The sequence below is a fragment of the Actinacidiphila sp. bgisy160 genome, from assembly GCF_057707815.1.
Window position 1 is genome coordinate 1 of record NZ_JBYIQW010000053.1, and the last position, 18,866, is coordinate 18,866.

Annotated in this window: 11 protein-coding genes and 4 pseudogenes; 5 read left to right on the forward strand and 10 right to left on the reverse strand. The window is 68.7% G+C overall.

What is annotated here, in order from left to right:
* The first annotated feature begins 571 nt into the window (after positions 1–571).
* Positions 572–703: a hypothetical protein gene (locus AC3EUJ_RS29980; protein ID WP_431966840.1), complete on the forward strand. Its 132-nt coding sequence runs from the start codon at positions 572–574 to the stop codon at positions 701–703.
* 485 nt (positions 704–1,188) lie between these two features.
* On the opposite strand, the pseudogene AC3EUJ_RS29985 reads toward AC3EUJ_RS29980, so the two are convergent.
* The 4 genes and pseudogenes from AC3EUJ_RS29985 to AC3EUJ_RS30000 all read right to left on the reverse strand — a co-directional run.
* Positions 1,189–1,692 (reverse strand): annotated as a pseudogene (locus AC3EUJ_RS29985) (Na+/H+ antiporter NhaA); the annotation flags it as partial.
* Positions 1,693–2,101: 409 nt separating this feature from the next.
* Positions 2,102–3,478, reverse strand: a complete 1,377-nt coding sequence (locus AC3EUJ_RS29990) for an IS1380 family transposase (RefSeq protein ID WP_431966842.1) — start codon at positions 3,476–3,478, stop codon at positions 2,102–2,104.
* A 184-nt stretch (positions 3,479–3,662) separates the two neighbouring features.
* Entirely contained in the window at positions 3,663–5,504 is a 1,842-nt protein-coding gene (locus AC3EUJ_RS29995; protein ID WP_431966910.1) for an NAD-binding protein, read from the reverse strand.
* Positions 5,505–5,632: 128 nt separating this feature from the next.
* A complete protein-coding gene (locus tag AC3EUJ_RS30000; RefSeq protein WP_431966844.1) occupies positions 5,633–7,030 on the reverse strand; it encodes an amino acid permease in 1,398 nt (465 codons plus the stop codon).
* A gap of 1,100 nt (positions 7,031–8,130) precedes the next feature.
* Here AC3EUJ_RS30000 and AC3EUJ_RS30005 point away from each other — a divergent pair.
* The 4 genes and pseudogenes from AC3EUJ_RS30005 (at position 8,131) to AC3EUJ_RS30020 (ending at position 11,586) form a co-directional block, all read left to right on the forward strand.
* Positions 8,131–9,666: a molybdopterin-dependent oxidoreductase gene (locus tag AC3EUJ_RS30005; RefSeq protein WP_431966846.1), complete on the forward strand. Its 1,536-nt coding sequence runs from the start codon at positions 8,131–8,133 to the stop codon at positions 9,664–9,666.
* Positions 9,667–9,754: 88 nt separating this feature from the next.
* Entirely contained in the window at positions 9,755–10,072 is a 318-nt protein-coding gene (locus AC3EUJ_RS30010; RefSeq protein WP_431966848.1) for a hypothetical protein, read from the forward strand.
* A gap of 14 nt (positions 10,073–10,086) precedes the next feature.
* Positions 10,087–10,412, forward strand: a pseudogene (locus tag AC3EUJ_RS30015) (fasciclin domain-containing protein).
* 751 nt (positions 10,413–11,163) lie between these two features.
* Complete coding sequence (locus AC3EUJ_RS30020) at positions 11,164–11,586, forward strand: DUF6479 family protein (protein WP_431966850.1); 423 nt, start codon at positions 11,164–11,166, stop codon at positions 11,584–11,586.
* A gap of 112 nt (positions 11,587–11,698) precedes the next feature.
* Here AC3EUJ_RS30020 and AC3EUJ_RS30025 read toward each other — a convergent pair.
* The 6 genes and pseudogenes from AC3EUJ_RS30025 to AC3EUJ_RS30050 all read right to left on the reverse strand — a co-directional run.
* Positions 11,699–11,998, reverse strand: a pseudogene (locus AC3EUJ_RS30025) (methyltransferase domain-containing protein); the annotation flags it as partial.
* Positions 11,999–12,041: 43 nt separating this feature from the next.
* Positions 12,042–13,067 carry a Rieske (2Fe-2S) protein gene (locus AC3EUJ_RS30030; RefSeq protein WP_431966852.1) on the reverse strand — a complete coding sequence of 342 codons (1,026 nt, stop codon included), beginning with the start codon at positions 13,065–13,067 and terminating at the stop codon, positions 12,042–12,044.
* Positions 13,064–14,062, reverse strand: a complete 999-nt coding sequence (locus AC3EUJ_RS30035; protein WP_431966854.1) for a phytoene/squalene synthase family protein — start codon at positions 14,060–14,062, stop codon at positions 13,064–13,066. Before AC3EUJ_RS30035 ends, AC3EUJ_RS30030 begins: the two co-directional genes overlap by 4 nt.
* On the reverse strand, positions 14,059–15,588 hold the full coding sequence (gene crtI, locus AC3EUJ_RS30040) for a phytoene desaturase family protein (protein ID WP_431966856.1): 1,530 nt from the start codon (positions 15,586–15,588) through the stop codon (positions 14,059–14,061). Before crtI ends, AC3EUJ_RS30035 begins: the two co-directional genes overlap by 4 nt.
* Positions 15,585–16,694: a polyprenyl synthetase family protein gene (locus AC3EUJ_RS30045; protein WP_431966858.1), complete on the reverse strand. Its 1,110-nt coding sequence runs from the start codon at positions 16,692–16,694 to the stop codon at positions 15,585–15,587. Before AC3EUJ_RS30045 ends, crtI begins: the two co-directional genes overlap by 4 nt.
* 554 nt (positions 16,695–17,248) lie before the next feature.
* Positions 17,249–18,621 (reverse strand): annotated as a pseudogene (locus tag AC3EUJ_RS30050) (cryptochrome/photolyase family protein).
* Positions 18,622–18,866: the final 245 nt, after the last annotated feature.

The window sequence follows — 18,866 nt, forward strand, 5'->3', positions numbered from 1 at the left end:
ATCCTCGGCTTGCCTCTCGATTAGGGCCCCTCATGGGGCCGTGGTGTCTCACTGCGCAAGCGGCCGCGAGCCGATGCCTGACCCATGGCCAGTCGGCCCTCACTGTGCGTGCGGTTTCAGCCTGTTGTGGGACGTTCACGAGATCCTTTGACCAGGCGCAACGCGAGTTAATGATCAATAGTTTCCCGCAGCCCGCGAGATCACTCCCCGAGAACATGCGCGTGCATTCATGCGCCATGAACCGTTCCTACCGCGTCATGGGCCACCCACCCGTTCAAGCACCGGAGGCGGATCACCCAAACCGGCAGTGGATCAGGCATGCCTGAGACCGCCCTCTCCCCCAAGCCGTCCGCCTGCCGCGCCCGGGTGCTGGGCGAGATCACCATGGATAGGTCGACCGGGATTGCGGCCCAGATCGTCGACACGCAGTGGTGCTAGCAGGCAAATCATCGTGATCACTGCCAGCAGGCGATACGCGCACCTCCGCCTCCGGCCGTGCCGACCCCGCTCGCCATGCATGCCGGCTCCCGACGGCAGCGCTGCCCCTCACCCTCAGCACTGGAGTCCCACCGTGCCGACCATCGCCACCGACGGGGACCTGTACGTCTCCTCGCTTTACGTCGCCAGCTGCACCGTCACCGGCGAACCTGCCCTTGCACCCCTCGACCACGGCCTTGCCCTCCACGACAACGAGCTACATTGATTGGCGTAGGAGCACCGACGAAACGGGTTCCGGGCGGTGACGAAAGTCGCAGTCCGGGGCCCGTTTCTCGTTGATCAAGGGGTCGGCCTGTCGGCTGGGGCGGTTCTCGGCATCCTCACGCGCTGGAGCCCCTCTCGCTGGCCGTTTGCGGTCAGCGAGAGGGGGCTCTTTCGTATGGGTGATGTTCATCTGTGAGGCGCGTCACTCAAGTGGCGGGTGTCAGGTGGCGGTTGGTGTCCGGGTGCCAAGGGGTGATGAGAACAGCTCAGGCCGGTGCGGCCCAGCCTGTGTCGGGCCATGCGAGCAACGTGGCGATGGCCCCAGTCCCTATTCCGGCACCCTGCGCCCGCCGGTCGCGGATGAACGCCCAGTAATGCCGGGCGATGCCGGGATGGCGCAGCTCGTCAGCTCGTCCAAGCCGGTCCGAACGATCAGGGCGGCGATGACCATTGCGGGTGCGATCGGGGTGGCTTCCATGATGACCCTCAGTCGCAGGCGCCGGGAGACGTGTGCGCGAAGCCCTCATCATGGTGATCAGCGGAATCGAGATCCTCTTCCTCGCACAGCCGGCGGTAGACACGGTTGCGCCGCGCGAGCAGCACCGCGGCGACGGTCGCCGCGGTGACGGAGCCGACGAGGACGGCGGCCTTGACGTGCTCGACGGCGTCGGGATTTGTGAAGGCGAGTTCCCCGATGAGCAGCGCGACGGTGAAGCCGATGCCCGCCAGGACGGACAGCGCGAATACATCCGCCCAGGCGAGGCCCGGGTTGAGCCGGGCGCGGGTGAAGCGGACTGCGAGATATGTGGCCGCGAAGACGCCGAGGGTCTTGCCGACGGCCAGTCCCAGCAGGACACCCAGGGGCTCGGGGCGGGAGAAGACCTGCCCCAAAGCGGAGCCCGAGATGCTCACACCTGCCGCGAACAGAGCGAACAGAGGGACGGCCACGCCCGCTGATACGGGTCGCAGCGCATGTTCGGTGTGTTCGCCCAGATCAGCGCCACCGCGGCAGCACCGAGCAGCAACAGACCCCCGACCGTCTCCGTCCGCAGGGCCTGGGCGAGCGCGGCGCGCTCAGGCCGTGGCAACACTCCGAAGAGCAAGGAGCGCGAGCGGGGGTTTTTGGGCATAGGGACCGGCCTCCGGCTGTTCGACACGCGGGCAACAGCCCGCTTGGACGCCGACCAGACTTCCCGGCACACCCCGCATCGTCTTGACGCGTTCTTTACACCCTAGCCTCGATCTTTCGTGATGGTCCGTCGGATTCTCTGGCGGGCCGTTTCGGTCGTCCGGGCTGGTCACGGGCAGGTCGGGGGCCCGGCTGTCGCGTCGGGTGGGCGCCGGGTTCCACGGCTCCGGTTGGGTGGTGCTGCTGTTCGTAGGGGTGGGAAGTTGCTGGTCAGCCGGGGTTTGGCAGGGACGCGAGCCGTTGCAGGGCGTCGGTGATCTCGCCGGTCCAGGGCCAGTGCTTCGCGAGGCGGAGGATGCGGCGCCGTCCGGTGGTGGCGAGCTGGGCGGCGGCGGAGAACAGCCGCAGCCTCAGGCGGCGGGGCTCCCACAGCCGGGCGGGGCCGGTGAGGGCGAGCATCGGCATCCAGGCCAGCAGGTCGAGGGCGATCTGCATGATCTCCAGCCAGACCTGGTTCTGTGCACTGTCGTGCAGGGGAAAGTTGCGCAGACCGGTGGCGCGGGCGGCGCGGATGCGGTCCTCGGCGCGGGCCCGCCGGCGGTGCCGCAGTTCCAGCGCTGCGATCGGGACATTCTTGGTGTTGGTGGCGAACGCCGTGAGCCGCATCCCATCGGCATCGGTGAAGCGCAACTGGGCTCCGGGGTGGGGGCGTTCCTTGCGGACGATCAGCCGCATGCCCTGGGGCCAGCCGTCCAGGACGTCTCCGGCGAGTTCGGCGACCCAGGCACCGTCACGGATCTCACCGCCGGGTTCGACGGCCGGCGTCCACGCCGAGGCAGGAACCTGCAGCACTGCCTGATGGATCTGCTCGGTGATGGTCATGCCGACCGAGTACGACAGCCACCGCCCGCGCGCCGTGAGCCAGTCGAGGAACTTGTGGGTGCCGCCGGCGGAGTCGGTGCGGATCAGGGTGCGTCGGCCGCGCCGGAACTTCTTCGGCAGCTGGGCCAGCGCCAGGCGGGTGGTCTCGATGTGGTCGGCGGCGGTGTTGCTGCCCGCCCTGCCCGGCCGCAGCAGCCCCGCGACCGGCTCTCCGGTGCCGCCGCGTCCGTGGTCGACGAAGGCCATGAGCGGGTGGTGGCCGTAAGTCTTCTTCCAGGTCCGCGTGGCGTCCTCCTTGTCGGAGTGGGACAGCACCAGCACGCCGTCGATGTCCACGATCACCTGCCCGTCGGCGTGCGGAGCCTCAGGACCGGCCAACTGCCATATTCGGTCGCGGACTTCAGCTCGTGCGGAACGGATGGCGGCCAGTGCCCGAGAGCCCGCTGCGGCGAGCGTGTCGACCAGTCGGGAGACGGTCGGGTCGGAGGCCACCGGCCCGAAGAGGGCCGGCTCGGCCCGCAGCATCGCGACATCGGCCAGGCAGTCCCCGCCCAGTGCGACCGCGAGCGCGAGGTCCAGCAGGATCTTGCCCGGGTCGTGCACCGCCCGCGGCTTGCACCACGGCGCCAGGGCCACGGATATCGCGTGATCCAGGCCGCTCTTGCGGACCGTCTCCACCAGCAGAACCGCCCCGGCCTGCGAGACCACCGCACGGCCGTTGCCCTCGACTCGGACAGGCGGGTACGACCCGCTACGCTTCTTCACCTGGGAAGTGCTTCTTTCATCGCAACCAACAGGACCCTCAGCAAGTCCTATCGTTGCAGGTCAGGAGCACTTTCCGCTTTTCTGATCAAGCCTTGGCCAGTCCACTTCGTGAAAGCGCGAGGCTAACGGCCGACCGGGCGCGGGGGCGACCGGGTGAAAGAAGCCGCCCCCGTGGGTGTGGCGGTCAGAGGTCCGGAGCCGGGGTTTGGTGTCCGCGGTGCTGCAGCAGTCGGGCGAGTCCGTGGCGGGTGGCCGCGAGGACGACGCGGTCATCGGGCTGGAGGACGTAGCCGGGATGCAGGTCCCAGGCCAGTTCCGGTTCACGGGTGCCGAGATCGTGGTCGATGGCGGCGGCCAGGTCCGGGCGCCGGTCGGACGGCGCGGCGAGGTCGAGAGCGAGCACCCGCCATTCACCGGGTTGGAAGGCGTCGCGGATGGTGCGCCCCTCCAGCTCGGCGTGCCCGCGGACTTCGACAGCGGCGAAGAGGAGCACTTGACGCTCTACCGGTATGGCGCCGAGGATCTGGCGGCCCATCATGGCGCCGGCGAACGCTGGTGCCGCCAGGGTGGAGACGCTGCGGCTGCGGGTCGTGGCTTCGGGATAGGAGTCCCGCAGCGCCCGGTAGACGGTGGTGGCGAAGTCGTCGTCGAACAGCCGCATCACCACGCGCAGCGCGGGGGCAGCCTCCCGGGCGTACAGCGCGGCTTCGAGATTGGTGGTGTCGTCGCTGGTGAGCGCCATCAGGGCACGGCTGGCGCCGATGCGGGCCGTCTCGAGGACACCTTCCTGGGTGGCGTCCCCGATGACGACCGGCACGCGGCGCGCGCGGGCCGTGGCCACACCGCGCGCCTCGGGGTCCCGTTCCACGCAGACCACGTCGATGTCGAGCGCACACAGCCGGTCGAGGACCCGGCTGCCGACCTTGCCCAGGCCGATCAGGACGACGTGTCCGGACAGGCCCCGGGGAGGCACCCGCAGAGCGGAGGCGGTGCGGAAGCTTCCCAGCGTCTCCAGCACGATTGCGAAGAGCACCGGCAACAGCGCCATGCCGGCGAGTCCGGACAGCAGCTGGAGGATCTGGCGTCCGGGGCGCTCGTCCACCGCCGGGTCGTTGATATTGAGCACGTCCAGCAGCGACAGGTACGCCGCGTGAAGCGGAGAGCCGCTTATGACACGCCAGGTCAGGGCGGCGAAGACCACTTGCAGGACGATGAGACCGGCGGCGGCGTACCTCAGCCGCGGGGAGAACAGTTCCTGCAGCGGCGGTGCGCCCTGGCGGCGCCGCCGGGCCGTGGGCTGCCCCTGGCTCCGGGTGATGGCCTCCAGCACCACGCGGCCGTGCGAGCCGGCCGCAGTCTGGACCGTCCGGTCGTCGGGCAGCAGCCGCGCGCCGCCGGGACCGGGGCCGTCGGCCTCGCCACCCGGATCGGCGTGGGAGTCGGACAGCAGGGCCAGGGTGCACAGCGCCGGTGGGTGGCGAAGGCCGTCGTTCTCGCTGTTCAAGGGCCGCTCGGCGGCGCGCAGGAGCAATCCGTCTGCTTGGACGACCTTGCTGCTCCCGACCACGGCCGCCGCCACCAGCGCCGGGGCGGCGGTGTCCGCGTCGGACAGGACGGTGGTAGACGCGTCGAGCTCGTAGGGCCGCAACTGGGGAGAACGGCTCGCGGCAGCCCGTTCCAGCAGGTCCTCCAGATGTCGACCCAGCTTGCGGTTGTACATGCGGATGACGAGACGGATGTCGGGATTCATGCGCCTGGCCCGTAAGGCAGCGTGGATGTTCGTCTGGTCGTCGCCGTACGCCAGCGCCAGCGCGACCGCGCCCTCCACGCCCGCCTCGCGCAGGTCTGTGTCGCTCGGCTCCATCGCCTCCAGGACGCGCACGCCATGCCGCCGTGTGAGCTCGGCGATCTGCGGTCCGTGGTTGTGGCGCAACGACGGCAGGACCACGGTGACGTGCTCGCCGTAGACGGCGGCCAGTTCGTAGGCGAGCCGGTGCGCGAGCGCGTCGTCACCGCAGATGACCATGTGGCCTGTTGGCGGTGGGTGCTGGGCTTGGCTGGGAAGGCTGTGCACGCCCGTAGCTTCCCTGATGCGTGACAAGGAATCCCCCGTTTCCCTTTCTCGGCCGGTACTCGGTTGTTCGCCTGCCTGTGTCAGGTCGATTCGGCCCGGGCCTCGACGTCCTCCACTCCTGACGGGCGGCCGGCATGGGCCCAGCGCATGTAGAGGGCCCCGGCGATGGCGAGGGTGGCGGCAAGGGAGAGCACCGGCCATCCGCGCAGCAGGTTGACCAGGAGGGTGAACGCGACGGCTGTGGCCGCCACGGCATTGACCGCTGCCAGTGCCCCCTTGCGCTCGCCGTGTGCGAAGCGGGCCATGGCCAGCAGGCCCACCAGGAAGCTGACGAAGACGGACACCGCGTAGAACAGCACCAGCTCCTGTTCCTGTCCGGCCGCGGCAACGATGATCAACGCGGCGGCGGCGAGGTAGACCACGACGGACCAGTACGGAGTGTGGTGCCGGTTGACCCGCCCAAGTACCGGCGGCAGAACGCCGGGGCGCCCGGGTGTGCCCGCGAGTGCCTTGAGGAGTCCGGGCCCTGCCTGGAAGGAAGAGCTGGCAGCTGCCAGGAGGAGCAGGGAGCTGGTCAGCTGGAAGGCTCCGTAGAGCCAGCCGGGTCCCGCGGCGGCACGGGCGATGTCCGCGATCTGGGTCGAGTCCGCGCCGGGCAGCCCGATGTGAAGGCGGACAGCCAGGGCGGTGAGGGCAAGGGTCAGACCGCCGACGACTACCAGCAGCAACGCCAGGGTGCCACGGCCGAAGCGCCGGCGGTACGTGTCGCCGAGCTGGCCGAGCTGGGCGATCGCGGTGGAAGGGGCTTCGACGCCGGTGGCCAGAGCCATGGCCACCGGGAAGGCAAGCACCACGGCGAGAACCGCGGAGTGGCCGGGATCGGCCGTCGCCGACGCCGTGCCCACGTTGTGCGGGCCGGTGAACCCCAAGGTCACCACGGTCACCGAAACCACGAGGAACAGAACGGTCATGGTTGCGAAGACCAGGCGCCCGCCGTGCCCGAACCAGGTCAGTCCCGCGACGATCAGCAGCAGAAGCAAGGCCAGCGGAATGCGCACCGAAGCCAGCCCCGGAACCAGCGCGATCACCGCACTGGCGGCGGCCGCGATGGAGATGCCGATGGTCAGCACGAAGTCGACAACCAACGCCCCGATCGGCAGGAACGTCCAGCGGGGGCCGAAGGCCCGGGCGGCTGCCGCGGCGGCGCCTCCGCCCTTCGGGAAGCGCCGCACCAATTGCCAGTAGTTGGCCGTGATCACGACGACCAGACCCACCACCAGTGCCATGGTCGGCAGCAAGAGCGCCAGGTCCCCGTGCAGGGCATGGAGCGCGGCCTCGATCGCGTAGGCGACGGAGGAGACCGGGTCCGCGATCACCGCGAAGGCGAACGCGAAGAAGAGCAGGAACCGACGCGTCCGGGGACCGGCAGTGTCTCCGTTGCGGGAGAGAATGGGGACGGTTGTCCGTGGGGCGGCCATCGAAGGCCTTTCGTGACGGCGAGAACGACAACGACTGATTTCGCCGACCAGGCTTCCCGGCACACCGAGCATCAATGCTACGTCAGAGTCGCAACAAACAGGCGTTAAGGAACCGTCAAGACAACGAGCCCTCGGCTGACGTGCCCGGTTACGGCAAGGAACCGGTCCTCCCGCTGCAGCGGTCGCTCATTCCCCACCACCGGACACCGTGCGTTTACTACGGGGCATGAACATGACGTGCATGGCATGGCCCTGCCTGGCCTGGATCGCACCACTACTGCTGAGAACGGCGGCCGTGTCGGTCATGCGGCAGCACTGGTCGCGGAAGGCAACCGCAGGGCAGGCGATTCAGGTCTGGTGCCGCATGGAGGGCGACGCGTCGCCTTACCCGTGGCGCTTCGTACGGGGGCGCCTTGCCTGGGGACGGGTCAGGTCGCCTGGTGTTCCGTCCTTATGGGCGCGCCCCGATCCCGCTCGGCGGCAAGGGAGCCGTGCTGTCGGTGACCCTGCCTCGTCGTTCCCGGCGGTGGTCGCTCGCCCGGACCCGGATCGTGTACGCGCCCGCTCCCGGGGCGTGGCCTGTCCGTCTCGACGTCACGACCGCGTACGCTCCTGCGCTGCTCACCGTGCTCCATGCCGCCGACGCCACTCCATCACCTGAACGACCTGCCGACAGGCCGATATGGCGGCGGCTGCCGTCGGCGCAGTGGTTCCTCTGGCCGTCACGGCCAGCCTCGTTACCGCTGCCGGCTACCTGTACGGCCTGGGCCGGACGGTCCAGGCGTCGGTATCTGCCAACGAGAACGACCGATGCGCGGTGACTCGGGCAGACCCCTGGGAGCGTGTGCCCCGGCATGCCAAGGTCGAATGCGGCGCCGAACGCGTCGGCTCTCCACTCGACGTGACGGCCCTACCCGTGGCCTCTGCATGGTAGGGCCGTCGACCGCACCTTCACTCCGCGGCTGTGCGGTTTCCCCATTGTTCTTTTTTGGCGATGGGGCTGGTGACGGCCCTCGGCACATTGACTCGGGAGGCAAGGAGCTGGCGACCGCCCCAAGAAGAAGCGGCCCCGGCCCCGGCGCGGCCTTGACGCGTCTACCATGCCCCACTGCGGTGTCCGAGGTCGGGCGAGGCAGCCACCTGCCCTGCGACCCCGGTCCTCGCCACGCTGTGCTCACCCGCACGTTCCGCTCGTGTTGGGCGGTGCGGCCATCGACCGCGTTCCCGCGGCCGTGAAGACCTGGGCGATCCGGGAGTTCGGCACCGACGACAAGTTCGTACCGGAGCTCGGCATCCTCACTGTGCTGGGTGTGCTGGCGGTCTCAATGGGGCTGGCGTGCCTGCGGCACCGGCTCGTGGGGGCGATGGGCTTCTTTGTGTTCGGTGTCGTCGGAGCGTCGGCGGCGCTGAGCCGGCCGGACGCGGCTGGTGCACTGGACGCGCTGCCCTCTGCGGTTGGAGCGGTTGCCGGGGGTTTGCTGCTGCACTTCCTCATCGGGTCGACCACTCGGCCCGGCTCCGGCACGGATGCGTATCACGGCCAGGACGTGGGCCGTCGCCGTTTTCTGCTGGTTGCCTCCGGCGCGGCCGCGGCCTCGACGGCTGCGGGTCTGCTCGGGCGCCGACTGGGCTCGTCCGACGGCAGACAGGCGGTGGCGTCCCGTGCGGCCGTCATTTTGCCGGCGCCTGCCTCACCCGCAAGGCCTGTGCCCCGCCGCGCCGCTCTGCGCATCCCGGGAATCAGCCCGTTCGCCACGCCGAACCAGGACTTCTACCGAGTCGATACGGCGCTGGTGGTGCCCAAGGTCGACGCCTTGCGGTGGCGGCTGCGCATCCAAGGGCGCGGCGTGACGAACCCCTTGGAGCTGACCTTCCCGAACCTGCTCGAGCGTGAGCTGATCGAGCGGGACATCACCTTGACCTGCGTCTCCAACGAAGTGGGCGGACCGTACGTCGGTAATGCCCGCTGGATCGGGGTTCGGCTCGCAGACCTGCTGCGCGAGGCGGGTGTGCGGCCCCCGTCCCAGGGCGGCCCGGCGGACCAGTTGGTGTCCCGGTCAGTGGACGGGATGACCCTGGGCACTCCGGTCGAGGACGTCATGGACGGCCGCGACGCCATGCTCGCACTCGGGATGAACGGCGAGCCGTTGCCGCTGGTGCACGGCTTCCCCGTCCGTATGGTCGTCCCCGGCCTGTACGGCTACGTCTCGGCGTGCAAGTGGATCCAGGACATCGAACTGACCACGTTCGATGCCTACGACGCGTACTGGGTGAAGCGAGACTGGGCCCGCGAGGCCCCCGTCAAGACCCAGGCCCGCATCGACACGCCCAAGCCGTTCGCCCGCCCCAGAGCCGGAACGGTCACGGTCGCCGGCGTCGCCTGGGCACAGCACCGGGGCATCAACCGCGTCGAGGTGAGGGTCGACGACGGTCCCTGGCAGGAGGCCGCCCTGGCCGCCGAGGCAACGACCGACACCTGGCGCCTGTGGTCCTGGTCCTGGCCGGCCCTGCCCGGGTCTCACACCTTGACCGTCAGAGCTACCGACGGCACCGGCGCCTCCCAGACGTCCCAGCGCGCCCGCACGATCCCCAACGGGTCCAGCGGCTGGCATTCGGTGGTGGTCACCGTGGATTGACCGGCAGGCCTCGAGCAGCAGCTCCCACATGAACGCGTCGTCCCACGAGCCAGCACCCCTGTGAAGAAGACAACCAAGGAGAACCCGAATGCCCACTTTGCGCTTCCGCCGCACTGCCATCGCAGCGACCGCTGCTGCCCTCCTTCCGTTCACACTGACCGCTTGCGGCGACGACGGCAAGGACAACGCCTCCGACGCCTCGTCCACCATGGCACCGTCCGACCCCGCCGACGACAGCTCACCGAGCCAGGACCCCGCTGACGCCATGTCCGTGGACAACCCCTTCGGCGCCGCGTGCTCTGCTGTGCCCAAGGACGGCGCCGGCAGCTTCGACGGCATGGCCAAGGACCCGGTGGCGACCGCCGCGTCCAACAACCCGGTCTGTCCACGCTCGTGGCGGCGGTGAAGAAGGCAGGCCTGGTGGACACCCTGAACAACGCTGAGGGCATCACCGTCTTCGCCCCCACCAACGACGCCTTCGCGAAGATCCCCAAGGCCGACCTCGACAGGTGCTCAACGACAAGGCCACCCTCACCAAGATCCTCACCTACCACGTCGTCGGTCAGAAGATCACGCCCGCCCAGCTGGAGAGCGGCTCGTTCGAGACCCTCGAGAAGGGCAAGGTGACCACCTCCGGCGCCGGCGAGGACTACACGATCAACGGCACCTCGCACGTCGTGTGCGGCAACGTCTCCACCGCCAACGCCACCGTCTACATCGTCGACACCGTCCTGATGCCCAAGTAGCCGCCATCCGATCGGGGCCAGCGGCCTGACCTGGCCAGTCAGGAGCGCCACCGAAAGCCGGGCAGCCCGGAGGAGGACAACGGCTGTGTGCGTCCATCCATCCGCACACACCTCCTCCGGGCGCGCCCCTCTTGCCTTCCTTCTGTGTCCCGCACGGCGGCTGCCCCTTGAGGCCCGTCCCGCCCCGACGGGTATCAGATGCGTCCGGGCACGGCAGCGCACCAGAAGAGGCCGGATCCGGCCGGCAGGGCGCCGAGCGCGAACGTGTTCCGACGGCTGCAAAGTGGCAGCGTAACCGGAGGTGCAGAGGGGGCCCGTCGAACGGCGGGCACCCTCTGACCGCCCTCGAATCATTTCGACCCATGCCGCGACCAGTACGCGCCCAGGACGAAGGCGTCCCGGTTGGCGAGTCGCGGACGACGCCATCGGCCCGTGCCGCGTCGGATTGACGGCGGAGATCCATTGCGCGGTCGACGGTCACTGTCGGCTCCTCGCGCTTGTTCTCACCATGGACCAGTGCGGCCGGTCTGCCCCCATCTCGAGCATCTGCCTGTGGTCAGACCGATGCTCCGAACGAAGGCCGTAAGCGGTGGGCGCGCTCGTGGAGCGAGGAATCCGATGCGCTGCATCCGCTGACCGCACCCAGCTGGAATCACGGGTGTCCACAATCGGAGGACCTGAGTCTTTTATGAAGATTTGATTATCCGCCGCCCGTCCTCGTGAGTGTCAGAACCGGAGGAGCGTGTCTGTCATGGCAGCAACCGAACTGGTCCAGCTGGCTGTGCCTCACGGTTACATCGTCGGCATCGCACCGCTGGTCGTGGGCATCTTCCTCGTCGGAATCCTGGTCGGGGCCGTGTCCCTCGGGGTGTGGGCCCGCAGCAAGGAACCTCCGCCTGAGCAAGAGCCCCAGCCCCGCTGCGGGGCTTGGCACACCCGCCAGGAACACGGCCAACCCTGCCCCTCAGACCACGGGCCCGGGCACCAGGACGGAGAGAGGCATCAGGTGACCGAGTGGCGAGAACCGGATGAATGGCCAAGCGACGGAGTTCGACTCCTGCCCCACTCCTTGAAGGGATTCGGCAACTGGGGCTCTCACGGAGTCAGCCTCTCCGCCCCGGAAGGGAAGAGCAGTACCAACAACGGCACGAGGCAGGGCTCCGTGCAGAACTAGAACCGCGCTTTCCGCCGGATGAGACGGCGGTGACAGCACTGGCGATGTCGTGAGGTAGCTTCGACAGCCTCAAGGGTCGGAGCTACCTCACGGGTGTTCAGATGCTTAGCCGCGCCGATTCTTCTGCCGGCGCCTGGACGAACGGAACGCCCGACGGCCACTGCTTTGCCCGAGCGACGGCGAGCATCCCGGCTGAAGCGTCCAGCGCTGTGATGTTCGCGTGGGGTGCGACGGACAGCTAAGCAGCAGTCGATGTCCCTGTTCCGCACACCAGGTCGAGAATCCGTAGCGCCTCACCTCCTCCGGGCAGCCCGAGCCGCCGTGCTGATCGCCGTGGGTGCCGGTGGCACCCACGATTCACCGCAACCATCCAGTCGGAGGAGGAGCTCCAAGGCCCGCTCGGCAGACGCAAAAGCGTGATGCTCCTGCTCCTCGAGTTGGTGACGGGATGACGGTCAGCTGGGTGAGAGTCCTCGCGTCCGCAGCTGCCAGCGGCGTTCGGCGTAAGCCAGATCGTCCCGCCACAAGCGACCGGCGGCCGCTCGTACCAGCGGCCGCAACACCGGGGTGACGACGCGTGCCGCAGCAAAGCCGCGGCGGCCGGAGGTGGCGACGACAGCCTCGATGACTGCGGTCCGCGGCCGTCCGTGCAGATCCGGTCCGATGGGGGTGGCGTGGGTTTCGACCACAGAACCGGCACCTTCACCTTCCGTGATGTGCATGACGACGGTGCGCGGTTCCGGCGCGGTGAACACCGCCGTGACCGGAGCGACCAGCCGTCCGGCGAGCTTGAAGGACACATCGACGATCAGCGCGTCGTCGACGGCGGAGCCGGGTGGGCCTGCAGTGGCGGGCTGGTCTCGAACCGTCAGGTCCACAAAGGAATAGGGGTGGAACCATGCGCCGTGCCACGGATCGAGTCGGTTGGCCACGATGTCATCCGGTTCACAGACCCCTTGGCCGGTATAGACGCTGGCGATGGCGCCGGCCAAGGGAGGACGGGCCGGCAGAACCGGCCGATCCAGGGGCTGCTCTCCGCCGATGTCGTCGAGTCGCACCCAGGCGAGCAGGCCGTCGTCGAAGGTGGGATAGGGCTCCCAGCCGCCGAAAGCCCGTCCGTCCAGTGACAGCCCGTGCCAGTGACAGATGAGGGTGCCGCAGCTCACAGGGCTGTCCCGGAGGGGAGCACCCAGGTGGGGGCAGGCTCCCGGGCCCACGGCCAGGTCACCTCGTTCGTTGCGCCAGGCGACCACCTCGATTCCTGCGATGGTCTGGCCAAAGCTGGCGTCATGCCTGATCGAACGACTGTCGCCGAGTACGAACCAGTTGCCTGACTGGCGGGCCAGTGCCCGTTTCAGGGCGGCGTCGATCAGCGCCGGCTTGGCGTCGCGCCACGTGGGTCGCTGACGCTCCCAGGTGGTGGCGTTCTTCCGCAGGCGCAGCGGCGACCGTGGCCGGCGCGCGGGAGGGGTGGAGGTCATCCGGCTTCGCTTTCCCATCTGGGGCCGTGAACATCGGGACGGTATGACTGCTTGCCGCGCCGCTGGGCGGTGAGCCGAGCCGCGGTAACCCGGACCAGACCATCCAGTGCCACACGGGCCCGACGACGTCCAGGGACGACCGCACGCCGGTGGACCGATGTGTACGTGTCGTCGGCAATCGCCGCGAGGATGTCTCGGTAGAGGGTGAAGGCCGTGCGGATGCAGGGCCGCGTGACCGGATCCAGCATGTCCACGCCGGGCTCGGCCTGGCGGTACATGTCATGGGTGAGGTCCGCCGCTGCTCGCAGTGCCGCAGTGATCCGAGGGTCGCTCCTGCCGGTGGTGCGGCTCCATTGGAGCAGTTCCCTGCCCGCGCCGTGAGCGGCCAGGAGGTCCGCGGGCAGGTAGACCCGCCCGCGGTCGAGGTCCTCGCCCACGTCCCTGAGGAAGTTGGTCAGCTGGAACGCCACGCCCAGGGAAGCCGCGTATGGTGCCGCCTCTTCGCGAGGGACCACGGTCCCCAGGACCGGCAGCATCTGCAATCCGATGACCGCCGCGGAGCCGTGCATGTAGCGCTGCAGATCATCGAGGGTGGCGTAGTCCGTCACGCTCAAGTCACTGCGCATGGACTCGAGGAAGTCCGTGAAGTGACGGTGGTCTATGGCGTAGCGGCCGGCAGTGTCAGCCAGGGCCATCACCACTGGTTCGCTGCTGCGGCCGGTGCGCAGGCCGTCCTGCAGCCGGGCTGTCAGCAGTTGGAGCCGGTGCGCACGTTCGGCAGGTCCCGCGTCGCTGGTGAGGTCGTCGACGATGTCGTCGGCCCAGCGGGCGAATCCGTACAGGGCGTGTACAGCGGGACGACGCTGAACCGGTAGGAGCCGCGTCGCCAGGAAATACGTTTTGCCGTGCCGTGCGTTGAGGCGACGACACTGGTCGTAGGCAGCACGCAGGCCGGGATCGGTGATCGCTGCAGCGTCGAGTTCGCGGCGTGTCATGCGGTGCTGCTCTCCTCGACCTGGCGGCCACCTGTCCGGGACCGCATGTGGGCGCCGGTGATGCGGGCGGCCGCGAGCTTGCCGGAGATCAGGACCGTGGGGACGCCGACGCCCGGAGTGGTTCCGCAGCCGGCCAGGACGGCGTTGGCAGTGCCGTTGACGAGGTTGCGAGGCCGGAACGGACCGGTCTGCGCGAAGGTGTGCGCGACGGAGAACGGTGTGCCCGCGCCGTGTCCCTGCCTCGACCAGTCCGCCGGCGTCACAAGGCACTCTTCCTCGATCGCCGACGCGAATCCGGTAAGCCCTCGGCGCTCGAGCTCCGTCAGGATGCTCTGGCGATAGCGCGGTGCGAGTTCTTCCCACTGACTGGGACCGGGGCCGATCTCGGTGTTGGGGCAGGGCGCCAACACGTAGTGCACATGCTTGCCGGCCGGAGCCAGACTGGTGTCGCTGGCCGTAGGCCGGGTGATCAGTAGGGACGGGTCGCTCATCAGGCCGCCGGTCCGGGTCAACTCCTGGAACGTGCGTCTCCAGGAGTTCCCGAACGAAAGAGTGTGATGGCCCAACTCCGGCCAGCTGCGGCCACCACCTGTATGCAGGACGACCGCTGACGGCGCGTGGCGCAGGGTCAGGGGGCGCCTGGGGCTACGGCCCAGCAGCCCGTATGTTGCGTGCAAGTCCGGGGTGAGAACGACCGCGTCGCAGGGAATGCGCGCCTGGTCGGTGACAACGGCGATGATCCGGTCGCCGGCGCGTTCCAGGCGGGTGACGTGGTGTCCGTAGCGGAAGTCGGCACCCGCGTCTGCGGCGGCCTCCGCCATGGCACGCGGAAGCGCGTGCATCCCACCGACGGGGAAGTACACCCCGGCCACCGTGTCCATGTATGCGATCACTGCGTAGGCCGCCATCGCACGTGAGGGTGCCACCCCGGCATACAGGGACTGGAAGGAGAACACTCGCTGCAGGCGGTCGTCGGTGATGAAGCGCCCGACCTTCGCGTCCAGACGGCCGAAGCCACCGAGGGCTGCGAGCCTTGCGAGGTCCGAGTTCAGCAGAGCGAAAGGCGAGTCGAAATTCGTGTCGATGAAACGTCTCATCTGGGCCTTGTACAAGTCTTCCAGCCAGCGGCGCAGCCGACGGTAGCCCAGCGCCTCCCGGCTGCCGGCGAACCTCTCCACCTCCGCTTCCATGGCGTCGGAGTCAGTGTGCACCTCAAGGGCGCTGCCATCGGAGAATCGGGCGTGGTAGGCCGGGTGCAGTGCCATCAGCTTAAGCCGCTCACTGAGCGTGCCGCCCACGGCGGCGAAGGCATCCTGTACGAGGTCCGGCATGGTCAGCACGGTCGGACCCGTGTCGAAGTGGTATCCCCCCTGCGTGATACGGCCCGCCCGCCCTCCAGGCAGTCGGTCGCGCTCGACAACCGTCACACGCCGACCCGCACCCAGCAGATGCAGAGCCGCCGACAGGCCGGCCAGACCGGCACCGACGACAACGACATGATCCGTGCGGCCACCGACGGTCCTCATCGGCCACCTCCGTGGGCCACGGAGGAGATGAGTACGGACCCTGCGCCATGGTCCTCCTGCACTCCTCGCGCGATCGGCTCGAAAGCCATCACGGCGTCGAGTAGCTCCCCCAGCCGTTCCGTGGCGGCCTGGTCGAGGTCAAGAGCCCTCAAGTGCCCGGAAGCGAGCCGGCCGAGCCGAACTACGCGTTGTTCCACTGCCTGCCGGGCCCCGCAGGCGACAAGGGCGTCTCGAACCTGCCGCAAGTCCGATGGGGAGAGAGAGGTGTTGCCGACCGCGCTGTCCAGAACGGAGATGACGTAGCTGTCCCGCTGCGACTCCGCACGGGCGCGGGCGACTGCGATCAAGTAGGTGAGCTTGCCGGCCTTGATGTCCTCCCCGGACTCCTTCCCGGTCAGGAGTGAGTCTCCGAAGACGCTGTCGAGATCGTCTCTGAGCTGGAAAGCGATGCCCGCGTATCGACCGGCGCATCGCAGCCCGTGCAGCGTCGCGGCGTCGGCGCCCGCGATCACCGCGCCGAACGCCAAGGGACGCTCAACCGAGTACAGCGCGGTCTTCAGCCGCGCGGCCTGCAGGGAACGGATCACGGACCGCGAACCCGTCACCTGACCGTGCAGATCCAGGTACTGGCCGGCCACCATCTCGGTGCGCAGGCAGCGCCACATCTCGAGAACCTCCCGCCCTGACCCGTGGGGGAAGTCGGTGGCCGCCACGATGTCGTCGGCCCAGGACAGAGCCAGGTCACCGGCCAGGATGGCTGCCGAAGCAGCGAAAGACGCCGTGCGGCCGGCACCTGCGATCACATGCCGGTACTCCTCCTCCACCCGTGTGTGAAAGGACGCCCGACCACGCCGCTGCGGCGAGCCGTCCATGACGTCGTCCTGCACCAGCGCACATGTCTGGATCAGTTCGATCGCCGCGGCCATCCGCAGCGCCGAGGCGGTTTCCGCGCTCCCGCCGCCGCAGGCCCGCATCGCCCACCACAGCAGTAGTGCACGCGTGCGGCGGCCGCCTTTGAGGGTGAACTGTGCGACAGGTCGGGCCACATCCCGTGCGAAGACGCCGTCCAGGCGGGCGGAGTACGTCAGCCGCTCGTCGAGCAGCACCGCCAGCTCCTGGCCCACGCTGCCGACGACGTCGGCGTCTACTGCCTCGCACGGGGTGCCCGGGACGACGGTCCGCCCGCTGGCCGACACGCGTTCGATTGCCCCGGTTGGGCGCATCACGATCCTCCGGAAGGGTGACAGGCTCTTTGCTCTTCTTCCGCACCACCCGTTCCCGTGGATGCGCCGTTCAGGAGTAATGACCAGTGCTACGGAGCGACGGGGTGCACAGTGGTGCAACGTCAGTGCGTCACGCGGTCGCCGGACGGAGTTCGTCCATCGCCTCGCGCACCGATCCGATGACCGCTCGCGGTGACGGTTCATCGGGAACGACAGGACCGCTCCATCAGTCGACGATCCCGTCTTCCGCTCCGCTGGGGACGCCACGCAGGTCAATTACGACGCCACCATCGCCTTCCACGGTCCGGCCGGGCACGCCGACCCTCTCATGAAGGAGAGTTCGACCGGCTCGGAGAGGAAGTCGCCCGTACCGCAGACAGCAGAGGTGCTCTGCCGGGCTGACGATCGGCCACGTACCTCGCGTGGGACTGAAACGGTCACTCCCGCCCTCGTCCCAGCCGGAACCGCTCCAAGCCCTCAGAAAGGCCGACGATGGGATCCGGATAGCCGCACAGTGCGCGCCGTGCCTCGGGCAGCTTCCACGGCTGGTGCACCTCAGACCCCTCAAGCCCTTCCAGCTCCGGCACCCAGCGGCGAACGTAGGCGCCCTCGGCGTCGTACCGCAGGCCCTGACGTACGGGGTTGAGCACCCGGTTGGGTCGGGTGTCCGTCCCCGTACCCGCCATCCACTGCCAATTGAGCTGATTGTTCGCCACGTCACCGTCCACCAACCACTCGAGGAAGTATCGAGCGCCCGCCCGCCAATCGATGTAGAGCGTCTTGGTCAGAAAACTCGACGTGATCAGCCGTCCGCGGTTGTGCATCCAGCCCTCGTGACGCAACTGCCGCATCGCCGCGTCGACCAGCGGATAACCGGTTCGCCCCTCCTTCCAGGCCTGAAGGTCCTCCTCGGCTGCGCCCTCCGAACGCCAGCGATCCCCCCTCGTCCGGTAGTCCGTCACTGCCGCACCGGGCCGGGCTGCCAGTACCTGATGATGGAAGTCGCGCCAGCACAACTGTCGTACGTACGCTTCTGCGCCATCCCCACCCTTCGATCGCGCGCGTTGGACGAGCTCGGCGGCAGAAAGCGTTCCGAAGTGAAGGTGCGCGGACAACCGGGAGGTCGCATCGGCTGCCAGAGCATCGTGTCGTTCCTCGTACTGCGCGATCCCGTTCTGCAACCACAACGCCATTGACCGGCGTCCCTCTTCCTCGCCGCCCGACGCAAGGCCCGGCGAGACACCGGTGACGCTTTTGCGCTCGGGAAGGGTCTCCGAGTGGATCGCCGTGGGGACCTGCACCCCGCGCGGCGCGCCCAGCGTCGTTCGGATGTCACGCTGCGACCAGCGACGGAAGTATGCGCTGAACACTGCGAAGTGATCCGAACCGGAAGGCGCCACCGCGCCAGGAGCAAGAGCGGTCGTCACCGCCTCATGTACGTACAGCCGGGTCCCCTCCCGTTCCAGAGCGCGGCGCAGCCGCTCCTCTCGCGCCCGGGCGTAGGAGCTCACCCCTGCCGCCATGTGTACTTCGTCCGCCTCGGCGTCGGCGACCACCTTGCAGACCTGCTCGACGACCTCGCCCGAGCGCAGGATCAGCCGTCCACCGCGTCTCCGCAGCCCCTGATCGAGATCCTGCAGGCAGTCGGCCAGGAAAGCCTGGCGGTTGGGAGCGTCGAAGCCGACTGCCGCGATGCCCTCGTCGCGCACGAACAGTGGCACCACGAACGAGTTCGACATGACAGCAGCGTTCAGCGGTCGCGGTCGTGCGGACGAAGGTCCGACGTGAACAGCACAACCGCGACGTTCATGGGGCAGCTCCTGAGATGCGTCCTGGACCCGGGTTTCCCAGCCTGGCGAAGCCTCGGATGCGCGAGATGCGCGTGTCGCCACCCTCAGGCGACACAGAGGCCTGATGTCAGAATGAACCCGACATTTCTTCCTTCGCAGCAGCCCCGTACGCCGGATGCAGCGACCCCGTAAGTGCGTTGCCTGCACGGCCCTCGTCCCTCGGGCGAGCCTTTCGACAGCCCTCGGCACGAGCCGGCACGCGCGC

Bases quoted from the DNA above. Each gene is read 5' to 3' on its own strand.
- AC3EUJ_RS29995 (WP_431966910.1), bottom strand. From the start codon at position 5,504: ATGGTCATCTGCGGTGACGACGCGCTCGCGCACCGGCTCGCCTACGAA.
- AC3EUJ_RS30000 (WP_431966844.1), bottom strand. From the start codon at position 7,030: ATGGCCGCCCCACGGACAACCGTCCCCATTCTCTCCCGCAACGGAGAC.
- AC3EUJ_RS30005 (WP_431966846.1), top strand. From the start codon at position 8,131: ATGCCCCACTGCGGTGTCCGAGGTCGGGCGAGGCAGCCACCTGCCCTG.
- AC3EUJ_RS30010 (WP_431966848.1), top strand. From the start codon at position 9,755: ATGCCCACTTTGCGCTTCCGCCGCACTGCCATCGCAGCGACCGCTGCT.
- AC3EUJ_RS30020 (WP_431966850.1), top strand. From the start codon at position 11,164: ATGGCAGCAACCGAACTGGTCCAGCTGGCTGTGCCTCACGGTTACATC.
- AC3EUJ_RS30030 (WP_431966852.1), bottom strand. From the start codon at position 13,067: ATGACCTCCACCCCTCCCGCGCGCCGGCCACGGTCGCCGCTGCGCCTG.
- AC3EUJ_RS30035 (WP_431966854.1), bottom strand. From the start codon at position 14,062: ATGACACGCCGCGAACTCGACGCTGCAGCGATCACCGATCCCGGCCTG.
- crtI (WP_431966856.1), bottom strand. From the start codon at position 15,588: ATGAGGACCGTCGGTGGCCGCACGGATCATGTCGTTGTCGTCGGTGCC.